The sequence below is a fragment of the Ruegeria sp. ABV4_181 genome (assembly GCF_056158465.1).
On the sequence record NZ_JBSWTI010000002.1, the window covers coordinates 2,924,983 to 2,943,278 of the forward strand.

At 57.1% G+C, this 18,296-nt stretch carries 13 protein-coding genes; 8 read left to right on the forward strand and 5 right to left on the reverse strand.

Features of this window, described 5'->3' with window-relative positions; all coding sequences use genetic code 11:
* Positions 1 to 309 precede the first annotated feature (309 nt).
* The gene (locus ACXAC3_RS14510; protein WP_475161493.1) at positions 310 to 1,698 is read left to right on the forward strand and encodes a M20/M25/M40 family metallo-hydrolase; all 1,389 of its coding nucleotides are present in this window, start codon (positions 310 to 312) and stop codon (positions 1,696 to 1,698) included.
* 136 nt (positions 1,699 to 1,834) lie between these two features.
* On the opposite strand, the gene lpdA is transcribed toward ACXAC3_RS14510, so the two are convergent.
* Positions 1,835 to 3,229, reverse strand: a complete 1,395-nt coding sequence (lpdA, locus tag ACXAC3_RS14515; RefSeq protein ID WP_475161495.1) for a dihydrolipoyl dehydrogenase — start codon at positions 3,227 to 3,229, stop codon at positions 1,835 to 1,837.
* Between the two features lie 215 nt (positions 3,230 to 3,444).
* Between lpdA and ACXAC3_RS14520 the strand changes: the two genes are divergently transcribed.
* Complete coding sequence (locus ACXAC3_RS14520; protein ID WP_475161498.1) at positions 3,445 to 3,879, forward strand: hypothetical protein; 435 nt, start codon at positions 3,445 to 3,447, stop codon at positions 3,877 to 3,879.
* Here the strand turns inward: ACXAC3_RS14520 and ACXAC3_RS14525 are convergent.
* The 4 genes from ACXAC3_RS14525 to ACXAC3_RS14540 all read right to left on the reverse strand — a co-directional run bounded on the left by ACXAC3_RS14525 (position 3,876) and on the right by ACXAC3_RS14540 (position 10,420).
* Positions 3,876 to 4,454 carry a DUF924 family protein gene (locus ACXAC3_RS14525; protein ID WP_475161500.1) on the reverse strand — a complete coding sequence of 193 codons (579 nt, stop codon included), beginning with the start codon at positions 4,452 to 4,454 and terminating at the stop codon, positions 3,876 to 3,878. The two genes, ACXAC3_RS14520 and ACXAC3_RS14525, sit on opposite strands and share 4 nt — an antisense overlap.
* Positions 4,455 to 4,563: 109 nt before the next feature.
* A complete protein-coding gene (locus tag ACXAC3_RS14530) occupies positions 4,564 to 5,835 on the reverse strand; it encodes an MFS transporter (RefSeq protein ID WP_475161502.1) in 1,272 nt (423 codons plus the stop codon).
* Positions 5,836 to 5,947: 112 nt separating this feature from the next.
* Positions 5,948 to 6,994 (reverse strand): tRNA preQ1(34) S-adenosylmethionine ribosyltransferase-isomerase QueA, encoded by a 1,047-nt coding sequence (gene queA / locus ACXAC3_RS14535; RefSeq protein ID WP_475161504.1) that lies wholly within the window; start codon positions 6,992 to 6,994, stop codon positions 5,948 to 5,950.
* Between the two features lie 45 nt (positions 6,995 to 7,039).
* Positions 7,040 to 10,420, reverse strand: coding sequence for a YhdP family protein (locus ACXAC3_RS14540; RefSeq protein WP_475161506.1), 3,381 nt, complete (start codon positions 10,418 to 10,420; stop codon positions 7,040 to 7,042).
* A gap of 68 nt (positions 10,421 to 10,488) precedes the next feature.
* On the opposite strand from ACXAC3_RS14540, the gene ACXAC3_RS14545 reads away from it, so the two are divergent.
* The 6 genes from ACXAC3_RS14545 (at position 10,489) to ACXAC3_RS14570 (ending at position 18,156) form a co-directional block, all read left to right on the forward strand.
* The gene (locus ACXAC3_RS14545) at positions 10,489 to 10,950 is read left to right on the forward strand and encodes a peroxiredoxin (RefSeq protein WP_475161509.1); all 462 of its coding nucleotides are present in this window, start codon (positions 10,489 to 10,491) and stop codon (positions 10,948 to 10,950) included.
* Positions 10,951 to 11,035: 85 nt separating this feature from the next.
* Positions 11,036 to 11,716, forward strand: a complete 681-nt coding sequence (locus ACXAC3_RS14550) for a ferritin-like domain-containing protein (RefSeq protein ID WP_475163439.1) — start codon at positions 11,036 to 11,038, stop codon at positions 11,714 to 11,716.
* Between the two features lie 929 nt (positions 11,717 to 12,645).
* Complete coding sequence (locus ACXAC3_RS14555) at positions 12,646 to 14,097, forward strand: tyrosine-type recombinase/integrase (RefSeq protein WP_475161512.1); 1,452 nt, start codon at positions 12,646 to 12,648, stop codon at positions 14,095 to 14,097.
* Positions 14,094 to 15,671: a hypothetical protein gene (locus tag ACXAC3_RS14560; RefSeq protein ID WP_475161515.1), complete on the forward strand. Its 1,578-nt coding sequence runs from the start codon at positions 14,094 to 14,096 to the stop codon at positions 15,669 to 15,671. Before ACXAC3_RS14555 ends, ACXAC3_RS14560 begins: the two co-directional genes overlap by 4 nt.
* On the forward strand, positions 15,668 to 17,758 hold the full coding sequence (locus ACXAC3_RS14565; protein ID WP_475161518.1) for a hypothetical protein: 2,091 nt from the start codon (positions 15,668 to 15,670) through the stop codon (positions 17,756 to 17,758). The genes ACXAC3_RS14560 and ACXAC3_RS14565 overlap by 4 nt, the downstream gene beginning before the upstream one ends.
* Positions 17,755 to 18,156: a hypothetical protein gene (locus ACXAC3_RS14570; protein WP_475161520.1), complete on the forward strand. Its 402-nt coding sequence runs from the start codon at positions 17,755 to 17,757 to the stop codon at positions 18,154 to 18,156. Before ACXAC3_RS14565 ends, ACXAC3_RS14570 begins: the two co-directional genes overlap by 4 nt.
* Positions 18,157 to 18,296: the final 140 nt, after the last annotated feature.

The following is an 18,296-nucleotide window of genomic DNA, read 5'->3' on the forward strand; positions in this document are numbered from 1 at the left end:
CATGTTCGCATCGACCGGACGTATTCTTTGGCACCGTTGACGGACCCGTCCGCATTGGCGCCGATGCGTTCCCTTGAGCCACAACCAAATAAATGACCCTGAGACCACGGAATTGATTTGCATCAAATATCCGCTTGCATCAGTGCCGACAAGTAAAGTTACGGCCATCAGACGCGAGGAAACGACGCAGGCGCCATCCGGCATTTCGGTATGTTTCCGATATTATACCATATTGACCGCAATGCACACTGGACGGCGCCGGTGGCGCTGATAGGGTTCGGCCAAATTTCATTCAAGCAGGAGCCCCCCATGTCGCTGGACGCCGTTCTGAACCGCATCGACACCGATCTGCAAACCTCAATCGACCGTCTGATGGAGCTGCTGCGCATTCCGTCCATATCGACGGACCCGGCATATGATGCGCAGGTCAGCCAGGCTGCCGACTGGCTGGTTTCCGACCTGCAAAGTATTGGCATCGCTGCGGAAAAGCGCGAAACCACCGGTCATCCGATGGTCGTGGGACATATCGGTGAAGACAGCACCGCACCGCATGTTCTGTTCTACGGGCATTACGACGTTCAGCCGGTCGATCCGCTGAAGCTGTGGAACCGCGATCCGTTTGATCCGGCCATCGAGGATACCGGTTTCGGCCCCGTTATCCGCGGTCGCGGGTCGTCGGATGACAAAGGGCAGCTGATGACATTTGTCGAGGCCTGCCGCGCCTGGAAAGCCGTTCATGGCACCCTGCCCTGCCGCATTACCTTTTTCTTCGAAGGCGAAGAAGAATCGGGGTCGCCTTCTCTGGTCCCGTTCCTGCGTGAAAACGCGGCCGAACTGAAAGCTGATCTGGCGCTGGTCTGCGACACCTCGATGGTGTCGCGCGGCGTGCCGTCGATCGCGTCGCAACTGCGCGGGATGCTCAAGGACGAATTTACCATCATCGGCCCCCGCATCGACCTGCACTCGGGCCATTACGGCGGTCCCGGCCTGAACCCGCTGCGCGAACTTTCGAAAATCGTCGCCTCGTTCTACGACGACGAAACCGGCCGCGTTGCGGTCGAAGGGTTCTACGAAGGCGTGCACGAGGTTCCGTCCGAGCAGTTGCGCCAATGGGAAAACTGCGGGTTTGACGAGGCCGACTACCTGAACTCGGTCGGATACTCGCAGCCTCATGGCGAAAAGGGCTATTCGACACTTGAACAGCAATGGGCGCGCCCGACTTTGGAGGTGAACGGCCTGTGGGGCGGCTACAACGGCGCCGGATCGAAAACGGTGATCCCGTCGCAGGCGCATTGCAAGATCACCTGCCGCCTTGTCGGCGACATGGACCCGGACGCCCTGCGCGACAAGATCCGCAAACATGTCGAAGACCGTCTGTCGCCGGATGCGAAGGTCGAGTGGGACAATGACCTGGAGGGGTCGCCGGCCTCGGTCATGAACCTGGACCGGCCGGAATTCGAGGCCGCCCGCGGCGCGCTGTCTGACGAATGGGGCCGCGAGGCGGTGTTCACCGGCATGGGCGGATCAATCCCGGTTGTCGGGTATTTCAACACGGAACTTGGAATGGATTCGATGCTGGTCGGTTTTGCCAATGATGACGACGCCATTCACTCGCCGAACGAGAAATACGACGTCAAAAGCTTCCACAAGGGCATCCGGTCCTGGGCCCGCATTCTGGATGCGCTGACCAGAAACTAAACTTGGATTCTGCGAGGCTCTGCCTCGCGCTCCGAGGTATTTTCGGCCAGATGAAGAACGGATCCCATGCTTCATCTGGCGATAAATACCTCGGGGGAGTCGCGGCTTGCCGCGGCGGGGGCAGAGCCTCCATCCCTTACATGTGGATCACGCGTCCGTAGGCATCCAGCACGCTTTCATGCATCATTTCCGACAGCGTCGGGTGCGGGAAGACGGTGTTCATTAGGTCCTCTTCCGTGGTCTCCAACTGACGGCCCACGACATACCCCTGAATGAGTTCGGTCACTTCGGCGCCGATCATGTGCGCCCCAAGCAATTCCCCGGTCTTGGCGTCAAAGACCGTTTTGATCAGCCCGTCAGGTTCGCCCAACGCGATGGCTTTGCCGTTGCCGATAAAGGGAAAGCGGCCAACCTTGACGTCATAGCCCAGTTCCTTGGCTTTTGCCTCGGAATACCCGACCGAAGCCACCTGAGGCTGACAATAAGTGCAACCCGCAATGCTTTCGGGCTTTACCGGGTGCGCATGTTGCCCCGCGATCAGTTCGGCGACCATGACGCCCTCGTGGCTGGCCTTGTGCGCCAGCCACGGTGCACCTGCGATATCGCCGATGGCGTAAAGCCCGTCGACCCCGGTACGGCAAAACTCGTCCGTCACCACGTGGGTCCGGTCGATTTTCACACCCAGCGCCTCCAGCCCCAGGTTTTCGACGTTGCCGACAATGCCAACGGCCGAGATGACGGTGTCAAAGTCATGCTTTTCAACTTTGCCGCCGGTCTCGATATGTGCCGTGACCTTGCCTTTGGCACGATCCAGTTGCTTGACCATCGCCTTTTCCATGATGGTCATGCCCTGTTTGGTGAACGCCTTCTTGGCAAAGGCGCTGATCTCGGCATCTTCCACCGGAAGCACGCGATCCATCACTTCGACCACGGTCGTTTCCGCGCCCAGCGTGTTGTAGAAGCTTGCGAATTCGATGCCGATTGCACCGGATCCGATCACCAGCAGCTTTTTGGGCATGCGCGGCGGCATCAGGGCGTGCTTATAGGTCCAGACCAGATCGCCGTCGGCCTCAAGCCCGGGCAGTTCGCGCGCACGCGCGCCGGTGGCCAGAATGATATTCCTGGCGGTCAGGTCTTCCTGACCCTTTTCTGTGGTGACGCTCACCTTGCCCTTGGCCGGGATCGTGGCTTCACCCATGATCACGGTTACCTTGTTTTTCTTGAGCAGATGCCCGACCCCGCTGGTCAGCTGTTTTGCCACCCCGCGCGAGCGTTTGACGACCGCGTCCAGATCATACCCGACCTTATCCGCGCTCAGCCCAAAATCCTTGGCGCGTTCCATAAGGTGAAAAACCTCGGACGACCGCAGCAGCGCCTTGGTCGGGATACAGCCCCAGTTCAGACAGATACCGCCCAGATGCTCACGCTCGACAACGGCGGTCTTCAACCCCAGCTGTGCCGCTCGGATGGCCGCCACATAGCCGCCGGGACCGGCGCCGATTACGATCAGATCAAAAGATTGTGCAGCCATGTTTCCCTCTCGGCACAGGTCGATTGAAATTTAGTTTACCATTAAACTATTTTCCAAAGCGCTTCAACACACTCTCACCGCGACAAAAGCGACGCAGGGTCAATTGGCGGGTAACGAGCGGCTTTCAGCCTATACCGCACATGGCTCAATGGCTAGAACATAGAAACCGACTACCCTCGGCTATTCAGGAACCCAAGTTATTCGAAAGGCTTACCATGGCCAGTACGCTCAAAGATTTGTTGCTTGCACTGCTGAACGCGACGCTCATTCTGGTGGCATTGTGCCTGTTTCTGGGGTGGAAGCTGGCGTCATCGGTGGAGGGTGTAACTTCTGCCTTTGCCGATAAGGTCCAGATCGTGGCCCCGCTGAAGGATGAGCTTCTGGGTGTGCGTGGAGAGCTTTCGGCGCTGCGGAGCGAACTTGCCTCGATGCGTTCCGGTGACACCGCAGGGAACGCTGCCGCCGAAGGGCGGATTTCCGACGCCCTGATCAGGTTGGAGGCTTTGGAACAAAAGATGCAGGCCACTCAGGCCCGGATCACGGACCTGGCTGCGTCGCCGGACGCGCTGATTGAAACGGCCATAGAAACATCGGCCGGCGTGGTCGCCGACCGGGTTATTGCCATTCGCGGGTGCGTGCCGGCCTCCTAGCCGGCGGCCTGCAACTCTCGGACCGTTGTGCCGTAGCCGCCCATGTCGACATAGGCCGCCTCATGCTCGGTCATCGGGCGCGAGAGCGCTTCGTTCCTGTAAGGGAACCGTCCGAACTTGCGGATCACCTCGCGATGCGCGCGTGCGTGCAGCAGATTGCCCGAGTCCTTGTCGGTCATGTTCTGGCACATCAGGCGCACACAGCGTTCCTGATCACACAGGTTTTCCGAATGCATCATCGGCAGGTAAAAGAACTGCCGTGCGGGTTCGTCGATCTTCAGGTCCCAGCCTTTGTCCACCGCGCATTTGGCGGCCGAGAGGGCCGCACGGTCAGAGGCAAACGCCCTGGCGCTGCCCCGGAACATGTTGCGTGGAAACTGGTCCATCAAAATGATATAGGCCAGCGACCCGCTTGGATATGTCAACCAAAGAGAAAACCTGCCTTCATTCGCGGCTTCCCAGGTGGTCAAAAACCGCTCGCGAATGTCTGCATCCAATGCGTCGTCCTGCAGATACCAACCCTTGGGACCGACCTCATCTAACCAATAACTCAATACGTCTTCAGGCCCTGCCATTGCCCTAACTCCGTCGTGTTGCCCTCCCCAGGGACGTAACGTCATTTAAGGCAGTTTTACAGATTTGTTACAGTAAAAAATTGCAACACTTGCGACATAATTTCGTGTCCTAGGCAACATCTTGCGTCTCGGCCTCGGCTTCGGCGGCTTCGATCGCGACCTCCTGTGCTACTTCCAGCGCTATTGGCGATGCGGTCGGATAGACCGGAGACATCGTCCCGGTCTCGTCCACAGGGATCGCGGCCCGCTGAGTTGTGCGGTACAGCGCATATCCCGCCAGTACGATCAGCAGGGCGGCGATGAACAGGAAAAAGCCCGGCGGGCCAAAGACGGCGTCCCCCATCAGCCAACCGGTGATCAACGGACCGGCGATCGCGCCCATGCCGTTGATGAACACCAGCCCGCCCGAGGCGGCGGCCATGTCTTCGTGTTCCAGAAAGTCATTCGCGTGGGCGATCAGCAGGGAATAAAGCGGGTTCGACATGCCGCCGATCACGAAGGCCGATATCAGCAGGATCGGAAACGTCACCCCGAACAGCATCCCGGCAAGCGACCCGCCTGCCCCGACAATCGCGACCAGCATGATCAGAAAGCGGCGATCCATGCGGTCGGACATCCATCCCAGCGGATATTGCAGCAAGACCGCACCGATATAGAAGGCCGCCACGAAGGTCGAGATTTCCACCAGCGTCAGACCGGCGCGCGCGCCATAAACCGAGGCCATCCCGAACTGCGCCGAAAACACGCCGCCCAGCAGGAACATGCCGACACATCCCAGCGGTGATTTCCCCATCAGTTCGCGCAGGGTCATCGGTTTGGTGGTATCAAAGGCGGGTGTCGGTGAGATGGACAGCAAGATCGGCGCGAAGGACACCGAAACAAGGATCGAGGCGATCACAAAAGTCTCGTAGCCCGACGGATCGCCCAGCAACATCAGCGCCTGCGCGCTGATAATCCCGGTCATCTGCACGATCATGTACAGCGACAGCGCCTGTCCCCGGTTTTCATTGCTGGCGGCGTTGTTCAGCCAGCTTTCCGCGGTGACATACACCCCGGAAAAGCAAAACCCGATGATCACACGCCCCAATATCCATGCGACCGGGTTGGTCAGCATCGGGTACATGATCATCACTGCGGAAATGAACGAGGCCAGCGCCGCGAAAACCCGCACATGCCCGACTCTGCGGATCATTTCGGGCGCAAGGCGCGAACCGCCCAGGAAACCCAGGAAATACGCTGACATGACAAAGGACATCTGAAGGGTCGAGAATCCCTCGATTTCGCCCCGGACACCCAGAATTGTACCCTGTAGGCCGTTGCCGACCATAAGCAGGCCCATTCCAAGAAGAAGCGCCCATGCGCTGGACAGGACCTGAATCATTGGGGCCTCCGAAATCTGCCGACCTTAACTGTGTCGCCGTTTTGCTATGAAAAGCGGCTCTGGTCATGCTTGTCTACGACATTGCAGGGATTCGATCCCGACATCGCGGCCCTTATGGGATCAAAAGCGACGCGTCCCCATAGGAAAAGAACCGGTATTTCTGTTCAATCGCGTGCGCATAGGCCTCCCGCATCCGGTCCTGCCCCATCAGGGCAGACACCAGCATAAGCAATGTGGATTTCGGCAAGTGGAAATTGGTCATCAGCGCATCGGTGACGTGGAACCGGAATCCGGGATAGATGAAAATATCGGTTTCCCCCTCCCACGGCTGGATCTGTCCGGACCGGGCCGCGCTTTCGATCAGCCGCAGCGCGGTTGTCCCGACCGGGATAACGCGCCCGCCTGCCGCCTTGGTGGCGCTGATTTCGCGGGCAGCTGTGGCGCTGACCCGGCCCCATTCGGCGTGCATCTTGTGCGTTGTCACATCCTCGACCTTGACCGGCAGGAACGTGCCCGCGCCCACATGCAGGGTCACGTGGCTGAGCGCGACACCGCGCGATTCAAGCGCCTGCATAAGGGCTTCGTCGAAATGCAGTGAAGCGGTCGGGGCCGCAACCGCGCCCGAGTTGCGGGCCCAGATCGTCTGGTAATCGGTTTTGTCCTGATCATCCGCCGGACGTTTGGCGGCGATATACGGCGGCAGCGGCATCGCTCCGGCCTGCTCCAGCGCCGCATCGAAATCCTCGCCCGTCAGGTTGAACCGCAGATAAGCCTGCCCGTCTTCTACCCGGTCAAGCGTGGCGCTGAGATCGTCGGAAAACCGGATCTCCTCGCCTTGCCTGACTTTCTTGAGCGGCTTGATCAGGGCCGCCCAGGTGCCGTCGGCCTGCGGGTCCAGCAGCGTGGCCTCGATCGCGGCAGAGACCGGCCCCTGCGCGCTGTCGCGGTGGCGGCGGCCATTCAGCCGTGCGGGGATGACACGGGTGTCGTTCAGCACCAGGCGATCTCCGGGCCGCAACCAGTCGGGCAGGTCAAAGACATGCGCATCCGATAAGGCGTCGCCATCCGCCACCAACATACGGGCAGAGGACCGCGGGCTGGCGGGGCGCGTGGCTATCAGGTCTTCGGGCAGGTGGAAATCAAAATCGCTGAGTTTCATGAGCGCGCCTTACAATGCCGCGTCAGATTCGGCCACATCCCGATTTCAGCGGTCGGATGGCGGCGCCCCATAGGTGCGTTTCGGCTCATCCGGTTTTGCGGGCCGGGCGTTGGGACCGTCGGATACGGTGGGGGCCGGTGTTCGCAGCAGGTTGCGCAGGAACAGAGGCGCCAGGCCGGACAGCGGGTTCACCGACACTTTCGGCTGCTTCAGCGGGCCGGTCAGTGTGTAGTTGAAGCCGATTACCCCCTCGCCCTTTTTGGTAAAGACGCTGCCGATGGCATTCACCAGATAGATCGGCGAGATCGCCCCGCGCAGGTTCAGCGTGCCCGAAACCGTGTTGATCATGCCGTCGAAGGACAGCCCCATCGAGGGGCCGACCGCGCTGCCGCTCAACACTTTGATTTCGGTCGGGGTGATCCGCATCCGGCTGTCGATGGTCGAGAAAAAGATGCCTTGCCCGGCCATTTCATCCAGCAGACCAACCAGACTGATGGCATTCAGAAGCGCCGCCATAGCCGGAGCGTCCTGAATGCGCGTATTGGCGATTTTAAGGATGACATCGTAATTGCCGGGTCCCGCAACAGGTTCCAGTTGCAGGTCCATCGACCCGCCGCGCGCCTGCGTGATAACCCCGGCCGACCGCAACGCCGCCCCGGCATCGCCGGACGTCAAATTCACTGCGCTGCGCCCGGCGCGGGGCGTGACCTGTCCGCGCACCGACGCACCTCCGTTCAGGCTGGCCGTGAAGGCGCCGTTGACGCCTCCGGTGGTCTGAAATGCGCCCTTGAACCCGGTCAGGGCAATCGTTTCGGTCACCTGCAGCCGGTCCAGAGTGACGTCCAGTCTCGGCCCGGGTCCGGAGCCGCCCCCACTGCCTGAACCGAATGTGGCGCGCCCCAGGTTCATGACCCCGCCCAATACGCGAATGTCCGGCACCGCCGCGCCCCGGCTGATCAGCTCTGCCGGAACGGCCAGCCAGTTGCCCAGATCGAAGGAGCTGAACCGAACGCGGTCCAGCGCTCCACCTTCCTTGAACGCAATCGAAGCCGAGGTGCGCAAGCCCGCCGCGTCCAGGTTGAGCTGGTCGACGCGCAGCTGTTCGCCCAGCGTCGCCTCGACCGTCAACGACCCCGTTGTGCCGCCGCCCTTGCGCCAGCCCAGTTCGGGAATGGACAGGACCACACCGGTCAGATCGGATGTCGCCGACAGTTTCGGCGGCTCGCCCGCGCCGATGCCTAGCGCGATATCGGCTGATCCCTGCCCGGTCAGCATGCCCTGCGGTAACCCGGCCTTGAGTTCGGTCATCAGCCGGGGCGACAGCTCGATTTGCCCGGTCAGTTCGCTGCGCTGCGGTTCGGTGCCGCCAATGGGCTGACGCCACGCCGCCTGAATCGGAACATCCCCGAACAGCCCGTCGCCGTCGATCTGAACCGCCGTCTGATCGCCCTGAAGGTCCAGACGATCCGCACTGACAGAGAATCCCGGCACCAGCCTGTCGCTTTGAACGTCATCAATCTCGCCGGTAAAATGAAACTCGGTGTCCCCGAATTTCAGCCCTTTCTTCATGGGCAGGGCCAGCGTCCCGGACAGGCTGACCTGGCCCGAGGCCAGATCGACCGGCAACCCCGCCTTGGACAACAAGGACAATGGCGGCCGGTCCAGCAACGACAAGGCGGCCGTTGTGCTGCCGCTGGCGGTGATCCGCGTGATCGACGGGGAGAGTTTCTTGATGCTCGTGTCCGGAATAATGAACGAGGTTCCCGACGCATCGATGGCCCCGCCAAGCCGGGCCACAACACTCCCGGATTCGGCGGTGGCGGTGAACCTTCGGTTGATCAGACTGGCCTGCCCCTGCGCGTTCTCGATGGGGGGCAATGTCTTGGCGAACCTGATCTTTGCCTCGTCAAACCCGAAATCCAGATAAATGTCGGGTTTCCCGCCCGGTTGCAGGCGCAACGCGAAGTCCACTTTTGAGAATTGACCTTCATAAAGGTTTTCCGCCACCCATTCCCGCGGCTTCGGCGCCAGCAATTCGGGCCAGTAGTTCAGCAACTGATCCGACCCCATACTGTCCAGATGCGCGTCCAGCTCGACCGCCCAGCCATCGGGCTTGCCCAGCAGGTTCCCCGTGGCCCGCAACCTGTGGCTGGCATCCTCGACCGTCATCTGCCCCAGCCGCAGCCCGAACGGGTTCAGTTTCATTTGCAGGTCCAGATCAGCCCGCGCCAGTTCCAGCGGCTCGGGAAACAGACCGGCGGGGTTGATGTTGATACTGCTTAGCCGCAGTTGCGAGGTCAGGCTTTCCAGCGCGCCGCTTTCCAAACCCAGCAGAAAGGCTTTGCCTTCAGCCTGAACTGCCCCCCACGCGGAAACGACCGACACTTCGTTGAAATCCAGCACCTGCTGGCGCGGCTCATAGGTGAAATAGGTCCGGGCGGATTCGAACGGGATGGGGCGTGTTTCCTGCGTGGGCTGGACAACCCCTGCACCCAGGTTCAGCGTCGCAAACAACGGACCCAGCGCCGCGTTGTCATCCACACTGCCGCGCAAGGCGCCGGAAATCGGCGCATCGAGGACCTGCAACCAGGAAAACGCGAGGCTCTGGCTGGCGATATCTATCGCCGGCAAGTCGTTGATCGTCACGCCGAACTCGGCCTGCGGCGTGCCCAGCACGCTGGTATAATTCGCTTCGATCGAGCTGGCGTAGTCGCGCCCTGTCAAAACGGAGAACCCGGTGGAAAGGCGCATTTCATCGCCGCTGCGCACCACCGAGATGTGGCCGCCGTCAAAGATCCAGGCCCGCCCGAGGCGCAGATCCTGATAGTCCAGTGTCAGCAATTCCAACTCGATGGACCGAAGGCCGGACAGGATCGGCGACAGGAATACATCGTCCGACTCCTCGATCAGCTGCGCCAATGTGGGCGCTTCCTGCACCGGGGCGCTGCCGGACCCGACGGTCAGTGACAAGGCTCCATCAAGGCCGCGCGTCAATGCAATCTGCGCATCCCGCAACGTGATCCGGCGCGGTCGGATCTGCCCCCGCAACAGGCCGCGCATGGAAAGGCGCGTCCGCATGTCCGCGACCTGCGCGATCTGTTGCCCGGCAGCATCGCTGATTGTCACGTCGGTCAGCCGCAGCCGGGGGCGCCATTCCTCGTTGACGATGAAACTTGCATCGCCAAAGCGGAATTTCAGGCCGCCAAGGCTGCGCTCCAGCCTTTGTTCGACCTGTTTGCGCACCCATTCCGGCGCATGCAGGTTCTGTCCAAACAGAAAAAACCACCCGGCAAAAACCAGCAATCCCAGCGACAGGACAGTCCAGAGAGACCAGCGCGCGGCGACATGGCGGCGCGACCGGCGGCGCGGAGGGGCCTCCGTCTGGGACGCACTTTTGTCTTCGTGCTGCACCAATTTCCTATCCACGCCTTTCAACCCGCTCGGTCCGCCCTATGATGTCGGGCAGCCTTTAAGAACCTTTAGCGGAGTTTCCAATGCCCGACGTTTCAGACATCGCCCCTGATTTCACTTTGCCCCGCGACGGAGGCGGCGAGGTCACGCTGTCGGACCTGCGCGGCGGCGCCGTCGTCCTGTTCTTCTACCCCCGCGATGATACGCCGGGCTGCACCAAGGAATCCATCGGTTTCTCGGAACAACTTCAAGCGTTTGCCGATGCGGGCGCTCACGTTTACGGCATTTCGCGGGACAGTGTGGCCAAGCACGACAAATTCGTCGCCAAGCACAGCCTGACGACGCCGCTGCTGTCGGATGAAGCGTCCTCGGTCTGCGAGGATTACGGCGTGTGGGTCGAAAAGAACATGTACGGGCGCAAGTCGATGGGTATCGAGCGTTCGACGTTCATTATTGATGCCGATGGCAAGGTCGCCAGGGTTTGGCGGAAGGTCAAAGTGCCCGGTCACGTGGAGGAAGTGCTGGAGGCGGTTCGGGCGCTGTGAACCCTCTCGACCACGGTCGTCATCCGATTTATGACCCGCACATCTGATTAAGCGGAGAGATCCAGTGTCGAAAACACTGACCCAGATGGCGACCGAAGTTCTGACCACCGCGGACGGGCGCGAAAAGACCGCCCTGTCCAAACGCCATGCCGCCGCATGGTTTGCGTCGCGCAAGGGTGAGGCCCCGGCGATCGGGATCGGCACAGCGACCCCGCCACTGAACCCGGCACGGCCGGATCGGCCCGAATTGCTGTCACCACGCGAGGTTCCAAAGCGGAAACCGGGCACCGAGGCGGGCCGCATCGCATTGCTGCATGCGGTTGCCCATATCGAACTGAACGCGGTGGACCTGCATTGGGACATCATCGCGCGCTTCGGTCACGTACCCATGCCCATCGGGTTCTATGACGACTGGGTCAAATGCGCCGAAGAGGAATCGCGGCATTTTGAGATGGTCTGCGATTGCCTGACACGGATGGGCAGCCACTATGGCGCCCTGCCCGCCCACGCCGGGATGTGGCGCGCCGCCGAGGATACCGCCGATGATCTCATGGGCCGGCTGGCGGTGGTTCCCATGGTGCTTGAGGCGCGCGGGCTGGACGTGACGCCCGGCATGATCGACATTTTCCGCAAGGCGCAGGACCAGCAGGCCGTTGCCGCGCTTGAGGTTATCTATGCCGAGGAAGTCGGCCACGTGGCCTATGGGTCGAAATGGTTCCATTTATATGCCAACCATTTCGTTCCAGAGGAAGCTTCGAGCACCTAAATCTTTGTAAATTATTAAAAATATTCTCATCAGGTCAGGTTCTCTCTTCAAAAGACTTGCTCCATCACTTGGGATTACAGAACAAGTATTTTTCGGATGGGACTTTCGAAATGTGCCCAGGTACAAATACATAGCGCCTACAAAAATATAATTTTCACAATGCCTTACAAGATTTGACGTTTTGGAAACAAAAATGACCGACAGCACTCAATGCCAATTAGTTAGGTGCTCGTTGCTGACTAGATTTGATTTACAACCACGGACGGAGACTCAGATGGTCTCAACTACTTCAGGCGTCTTCATTTTTGGACTGCCAACGGCGGTATGTTTTCCGACCACTGGGAGGCGTAATACCCGGCCATTTCAGAGTGACTGGCACCTTGGCACGCGCGCTCTCCAAATAGCTGGCGTGTGCAGAGGTGCCTTGGTCCGTCAGGACCAATCGAAATTCCAATTCAAGAGTTGTCTTTGAGCTGATTGGCTTGCTTTGCGTCAGGCTATAGCTGTCATCGTTCACTTTAAGAATTCTGACATCATTGGTAAGCCTGCTGAGGCCGCTTCGATCCGTGCCTCCTAGTTGGTTTGGCTGTCGAGGTTGTTCCCTTCGATCATTTGCAGTTGCGGGCTCTCCGGTGATTCGCAGCGCTGGTCAAAACTGACGCCGACAATGCTCAAAAACGCGTTGGACCGGCAAAAAAAATTTAGGGGCCTCATCGGCAAGAATAGATTTTCGTAGGGCACCATCGCCTCTCTACTCCTATTTTATCCTTGGACCCAAGAACAGTCCTCTCATCTATCCATTAAGAAGCAAGAATAGTGTAAGCATCTGTTCTTGCTTAATATTTAGAACCGCACCAAGCGCGAGAAAGTTGAAGATAGGCCTCCATTCGAGTATCGTTTGGAGACCATCTACTGCCGCGGAGAAACCCTTGAAGCCCATTTCGACACTAGGCCGACAACCTGTGAAACAGACTCAAACTCGAGCTGGCGAAACCCGATTTTCGATTTACCGTGAAGATGGCAGCATCGCTCTGTGGCCTTGGGCTTGGGTTGTCAGCGAGACGCGTCAGCGGAACTACACCCCTGATACTATTTCCACTCGACTGTCTCACATCACCATTCTCGAACTTTGGGCAATTCACCGAGGTATCGACCTCTACACCATCATGCTAGATGGAGAATGCCTGAGCTTAGAGCAAGTCGCAGACTTAAACTACTTCCTGAATTTTCAAATCCAGGACTTACGTAAGCTGGCGCGGGTTTTACCCATGAACGAGCAGAAGTTTCTTACCAGGTGTCTGGAAGAGCGAAGCGTTCAAGCTAGCACAATAATCCAGCGGCAGATTGGTATTGAAGAATACCTCCAGTGGCTCGGCGAATATGGCAATCGTTTGCTTCGAAAAAAGCCAAGTCCAGTTTCCAAACAGAAACTGTGCAATCGCAAACAACTCTTAGAACCAGCGATCAAGCTAAGTGCCGGCGGCTATCACACAGTGCCAGGGAGCTATGCGCATTATTTTCGAAAGTTACGCAAAGGTATGCCACAAAGCCGGATCAAGGCATACGATCATGAGGAAGCTGCTGACCGCTTTTACCTATGGTTAGCGATATGCAATCCGTATGATGTTTGGCCTAAGAACCGAATTCGAGCACTACGAAACTATCTAATTTTATTGATGTTTGCCGAACTTGGTTTGCGCGCTGGCGAGTTGGGTCAAATGAAGACCGAAGATTATAAGAGCGAAGATGATTTGATCGAGGTCGTTCGCCGCCACAACGACCCAGAAGACCCTAGGAAACGTCAGCCAAACGCAAAGACCTTCGACCGAAAAATCAGTTTGACAGCGTCGCCGTTGCTGATCGAGACCCTCGATGAATGGATGGATGCGAGGGACGACATCGATTTTCAAAGCGGCCGAAACTCAAATTCCTTCATGTTTGTCAACTTGGCTCGTGATCCCACTGAGTATGGCAAGCCCATGTCCAAGACCGCAATTGACGATGTGTTCAGAGACGCCTCCAGAGCAGCTGGAGTTCGAAAACTGACCCCGCACCCAATGCGACACAAAAAGGCTCGAGAAATAGCCCAGCTTCTAAACGAACGTGGAACCAGCGGCGAAGAAGCTCGAAAGGTTTTCACCTATCACTTTGGATGGTCGGCAACATCTCACATGATCTCTCGCTATCTCGGAGGAGAGTCCGACATTGGCGCAGCGAAAAGCATCCGAACGATCTGGGCGGAACAGGAAGCTCGAGCCGCTGCCAAAGGTACGGAATTCCTCAACATAATTGGCTCAGAAACAAGTGAGTACATTAGCCTGCTCGATCACCGCGAAAAGTTGGCCGAAGAAGCCGCGACAAAGAAGAAAGGTAAGAAATGAACAAGCACAAACCGTGCTCTCACGGCATTCCTGCATTGCGCCCGACCAATATCCGCCGAGCTGCCAACGGTGAAACCTTCGATATCACTTCTGATTATTGGGAAGTGAGCGCAACTGGAAGCGTTGCTACCTTCAATTTTGAATGGTGTACTGAGGTACTGTCGCCGTTGATGAAAAACGCGCTCAAGGAAGTGGTGGCTTATCGGCTCGAAACCAACCTTGCTTCTTCAATTCTTGCAGAGTTGACAGCCTTCAAGCGGCCCTGTGTCTGGCTCAGGCGCGAAAACAACGACCTGGTCGGTCGGATCAACCGTAAAGATATTGCCGCCTACCGATTGGGTGATCCGAGTGGCAGTGATTACAGCATGCGCAACATTGTTTCTTCATGGCAAGAAATTGGATTTCCGGGGATTGCCCCGGATGCGGCTGAACTAATCGACGGCTTCCGAAAAAAAGAAAACGAAAAAGTACATATTCTGACCCTAGATCCAGAGTCGGGTCCCTACTTGGATGGCGAAATCGCGATGGTGGATCGCGAACTCCATGAAGCTTACGAAAGCGGCGCCATCAATGATGCTCAATATGTGCTAGTTCAAACGTTCCGCCTCTATGGCCAACGAGCCTCAATGAATGCCAACCTGAAACTTCGGGACATAAGAACTCCGAAGCACCACGGTGTGGAGACCTCTATCCGGTTCGAAATCCTAAAGCAGAAGCGGACCCAAGCCGAAAGGTACGGCCCTAAGCGACCTGCGCCAATGCTGTTTACCCACGCCTTAGAAGCTTACCTGGATCGATTAACCGGTGGCATTCCTGCTTCTGAGTGGAATCAAGAGAAACCATTATTTCCCGCGAGGACTGATGAGTTTGTTGCAGATTGTCGCTCAGTAAATAAGAAAAGAGCACGACGCTCAAAAGGTCAAACAAAGGCGGGTTACGAAGGTCACATGACTGCGCACCTAGCCTCCGAGCGTTTCAAAGCCATTCTTGGACGATTAAACATCATAAGCCCTCGAACTGGTGAACCAATGGTGTTTAACCAACTGAGAGAACGGCACACTATCGCGACAATCATGGCGATGCGAGGATGTACGGCGGAAGAAATCGCGGCATGGATGCATCATACCAGCCCCGGCAGCTGCGAAGCCTACATCGAACTAGCCTCTCGACATCATCAGCTCATGAGTAGTTTGCTGGACGGTAAGATGGTACATGTCGCAGGTAGGTTCTTGGGTCAAGTGACTGAAGCGCAACCCGACGACCCCGAATTCGGAGCAATTATTACAGCAACCGAGGCTGACGGTGCTCCTGATCTGGGTGCATGCGATTCTGGAGGATGCAGCGCGCTGGAAAGCCTTGCAGCGCCATATGCATGCTTTCTCTGCCGCCATTTCAATCTCTCGATTGGTTCCGAGCTTGACCCGTTACTTCGCCTTCTGGCTGGTAGAAAGGCAGAAGCGAAAAAGCATGGCGATGACGAGTATTCTCGAGAACTTAATCGGCACGTTGCTGCGGTTTTAGCGGCTAAAAAAATGCAGCATAAGGCGCGCGAAGAGCGGGAGAGCACCGCATGACTTTGCATTTCAAGTCGAAACAACAAATCTCAGTTGAAGAATTCATTGCAAAGGCCAAGAAACTGTCGATCCTTGATCCCCGTGTCGAAGGACATGTTGATTGGGACAGGGCCACTTGGGACATCACTGCTTTTGTTAAGCGGACAAGGAATTCCAAGGGAGAAACAATTGGTTTCCATCATGCGGATCGACGGCGGTCCCGCGCGAATGATCCCGAGTTCGCGATGAACCTGCCGTTTGGTGACTTCGCAAAGGCATACTTCGCCTTTCAACTCAATGAAAACGCCACAAAAACAGGAAAATTCAGAAAATCCAATGTCTTTAGCCACAAGGTGAAGTTCTGCCGCATCTTAGACCGCGTTCTAGAAAGTCGAGGACATCCCGGCCGTGCAGACCTTATAGCAAAGTCAGACCTGAACAAAGTCGTCGAGATAGCCAGTAAATCGCATAAGCGTAAGGCTGCCGAGACCATGCGATCTATTGCGCGAGTGTTGGAGGAAGCGGGCATCGCGCGTGACTTGAAGAGCTGGTGGCACCCAGAACTCCAGGACGAACGCTTTGGGAGCAGAGTGAATGAGGACCCTCTCCGGAAAAGCCTGACCGAAGAGGAAGTGTCATGCTTGGGAGAAGCCTTTCACCGGGCAAAAACGCCTCGAGATCAGGTCGCTATGGGCATTGTCGCACTTTTGATGTGTGCCCCCTCTCGAAAAGAGGAAGTCTTCATTCTACCAGCCAAGGTCCAGGTATTGGATAACCCGGGCGAAGGTTACGTCAACCCAGATGTGCCCTTCAACGAAGACTGTCGCTTCAAAGCTGGCCTCAGGTGGTGGCCAGTAAAGGGCGGCAAGCCTATGATTAAATTTGTTCCGAAAGAAATGGTTCCGGTTGCTCAGTTGGCACTCGAAAGGATCTGTGAACATACTGAGAGCGCGCGCAAGTTAGCAAAGTGGATGATGGAGAACCCTGGCAGAGTCTTTGTCCCTAAGAATCTTCAGCATGTTCGGGAAACGGGCGAAATCACACGTTCAGAGCTGGAAGAATTTCTCGGTGTAGGTGGAAATTTTTGGCTTCAGTCCAGGCGCATCTTAGCTACCAAGTACAGGGCCCGCGAAAATGAAAAACCCGTAGCTGTCTACGACTTCGCTCAGGTTGAAGAGAAGTGCTTGGCGGAAGCACCCCGCGGCTTGCCTGTGCTCAGCGAGTTGTCTTCGGTAGCATACTCCGAGGCGCTGTGCGTCTGCTTAAAGAACCAATTTGCTCACAATACTGAGGCACGGCCTTACACGATAGAAGCATTAAGTAGTGGTGTGGTCGAACTCGTCTTGTCAGGCAGACCAGAAAGTCTTCACAAAAGTGGCCACACTAACCCTGCGGTTCCCTCCATCTTCGAGCGTTTCGATATTCGGTTAAAGAACGGTAAGTACCCCAAAATCACTACACACCAAATGCGCCATTACCTAAACACGATGGCTCAACGCGCCAACGTTCCCCAATCACACATAGCCTACTGGAGTGGTCGTGCGAACATCATGCAAAACCGGAACTACGACCACACGGACAAACTGTATCAAGTCGAACAAATAAAGCGCAGTGGCGAGGATGAGAACCTACCGGCAATCAGGGTCGTGGATGACTCGGATGTAGAAAACGCTGCCTACGCGTCGGCCAATCGCAAAATGCACATGCATTCAACAGCATTCGGATATTGCAACCGTCGCTTCAACCAGGAGCCGTGCGACCGAGCTGGTGCCTGTAGAACATGCACCAGACTGGTATGCCTAGGCGGTTCCAAAAGAGCCGCCGATCAGCTCCTTAGAGATGCGGAAAGAGATCAGAAATCTCTTGAAACCCTGCGTGCTCGCCAGGCTAAAGGAATGCGGGTCAACGAAACAACCATAGAGGCTATCGAACATAGTCATGCTCGTAGCCAAGCACTCGCTGAGGCCATTATGGATCCAGCAAACGAAGGGAGTCTGATCCGCAATACCGACCTTGGCCCATTGATCGAGTTCAGTCACGCTGAACGGATCATCGAAAAAAAGCTGGCAGAGCTTGAAACCTCTCGAACCACGGGGAACTTGACGTGAAGCTTACGCCCGAAAAAGTGGATAAAATTTTGGTCCTAATTGGTCAAATGAGGGGCGAAATCACCCGGAACAAAATACACTGTAAAGTTAAATCCAAGGTTGTCAAAATCTCATCTAAGCAGCTGTTCAAACACCCTCACATTCATGCGGCCTACCTAGACAAAGCCGCAGCCTTCTCGCGCAAAAGAGAGATAAATAAAGGTGTGAAGGCCCGAAAGACACCAAAGAACGCCGCTGCGATAATGGAAGAACAGCAGAATAAGATCGCTCAACTAGAAGAGAAACTGGACGTGATCTTGTCAAACGCCGTGGCGCAAGGGGTTGATCCTCGCTTGATGAAGCAACCGCTTAACGTCTCCAGACTTGGGAATACCTACCCAGAGGGACGCAAAAAATGAGCCGCGGCAACCTTCATCGAAATCCGGGCAACAATATCAATAGCGGAGAAACAGTTCCAATTCGTTGCCGAGCAGCATCCCGGCTGTATCACCTGAGCAGCCGGTGGTGCACTTCTTGATTTTTGCTGACGCTGCATCCG

Excerpts from the sequence above, each read along its gene's own strand:
- ACXAC3_RS14510 (WP_475161493.1), top strand. The coding sequence starts at position 310 with ATGTCGCTGGACGCCGTTCTGAACCGCATCGACACCGATCTGCAAACC.
- lpdA (WP_475161495.1), bottom strand. The coding sequence starts at position 3,229 with ATGGCTGCACAATCTTTTGATCTGATCGTAATCGGCGCCGGTCCCGGC.
- ACXAC3_RS14520 (WP_475161498.1), top strand. The coding sequence starts at position 3,445 with ATGGCCAGTACGCTCAAAGATTTGTTGCTTGCACTGCTGAACGCGACG.
- ACXAC3_RS14525 (WP_475161500.1), bottom strand. The coding sequence starts at position 4,454 with ATGGCAGGGCCTGAAGACGTATTGAGTTATTGGTTAGATGAGGTCGGT.
- ACXAC3_RS14530 (WP_475161502.1), bottom strand. The coding sequence starts at position 5,835 with ATGATTCAGGTCCTGTCCAGCGCATGGGCGCTTCTTCTTGGAATGGGC.
- queA (WP_475161504.1), bottom strand. The coding sequence starts at position 6,994 with ATGAAACTCAGCGATTTTGATTTCCACCTGCCCGAAGACCTGATAGCC.
- ACXAC3_RS14545 (WP_475161509.1), top strand. The coding sequence starts at position 10,489 with ATGCCCGACGTTTCAGACATCGCCCCTGATTTCACTTTGCCCCGCGAC.
- ACXAC3_RS14550 (WP_475163439.1), top strand. The coding sequence starts at position 11,036 with ATGGCGACCGAAGTTCTGACCACCGCGGACGGGCGCGAAAAGACCGCC.
- ACXAC3_RS14560 (WP_475161515.1), top strand. The coding sequence starts at position 14,094 with ATGAACAAGCACAAACCGTGCTCTCACGGCATTCCTGCATTGCGCCCG.
- ACXAC3_RS14565 (WP_475161518.1), top strand. The coding sequence starts at position 15,668 with ATGACTTTGCATTTCAAGTCGAAACAACAAATCTCAGTTGAAGAATTC.